The following is a 1,117-nucleotide window of genomic DNA, read 5'->3' on the forward strand; positions in this document are numbered from 1 at the left end:
TAGGTGTATGAGGCCATGACGTTGGTGACGCCGGCGTGGAGGCGGCTGGCTGGTGGCCGGTTCCCGGCGGCTGAATGTGGTCGATGGTAGTTGTAGTGGATGTTCCAGATGCCGAGGGCGTGGGCTCGTTGGTGTTCGGAGGTCCATTCCCTGGCGTAGAGGAACTCCTCGGTCAGGATCCGGTTGTAGCGCTCCACCTTCCCGTTGTGGCGGGGTGTGTAGGGCCTGATCCGCTGATGGCGTGCCCCTCGCAGAGCCGCGGCGAAGTCCGCGGCTCGGTAGCAGGAACCGTTGTCGGTGACGATCCGCTCGAGGTGAACGATGCCGTGCGCGTGGAAGAACGCACGGGCACGATCCATGAATCCTCTTGCTGTGATGGCCTTTTCATCGGGTAGGGCTTCGGTGTAGGCGAGGCGGGAGAAGCCGTCGACCGCGGAGTGCAGGTAGACGTATCCGGCTTTGGCGCCGCGTCGCTTCGCGGCATCGGTGGCTTTGGCCTGGGTGGAGCCGCGGCCGTGGGCCCGCCAACCGCCGCCCTCGGGGATACGCCCGACCTTCTTCACATCCACATGGACCATATGTCCGGGTCGTTGTGCCACGATCCGGCGAGGAACCCGATTGTTCTCGCCGGTCGGGTCGATGAACCGGCGCCGGTTCAGGCCGAGGTGGCGTAACTGCCTGGTCACGGTCCGCACCGCGATATCGACACCCTCGCACCGTAATTCGTGCGCTATGCGTTGGGCCGGCCACTTCTTTCCCCGTCGCATCTTCTCGATCCGGGTCGTGACCTCGGCCGGTGTGGCAGTGGGTTGATGGTGGGGGCTGCTGGAACGGTCCATCAGGCCCAGCTCACCGTACTGGCGGTGGCGGTTGACCCACTTCGATGCGCATTGCCGCGAGATGCCCATCTCGGCGGCGACGTGAGCAATCGGGCGGGCCTGACAGCGCCGGATCAGGCGGCGACGGCCTTCGACGGACAACGGGGCATTACGGTGGGTCACGGACGGATCTTTCGGCTGGGCGGACGGAGGATGTGGTGTTTTCCATCCTGCCGCCGGGAGATCCGTCCCCTTCAACTCACCCCCGCCCGAGCGTCAACAACCTCATCACCCACAAC

The 1,117-nt window shown here is 65.3% G+C and carries 1 protein-coding gene; it reads right to left on the bottom strand.

All coding sequences use genetic code 11. The features are described 5' to 3' along the window. Positions 1-1,001: IS481 family transposase (locus NV2_RS30510; protein ID WP_067882424.1), on the bottom strand; the 1,001-nt coding region annotated here is incomplete at its 3' end. Positions 1,002-1,117 lie beyond the last annotated feature (116 nt).

The sequence above is a fragment of the Nocardia vermiculata NBRC 100427 genome (assembly GCF_001613265.1).
GTDB lineage: Bacteria > Actinomycetota > Actinomycetes > Mycobacteriales > Mycobacteriaceae > Nocardia > Nocardia vermiculata.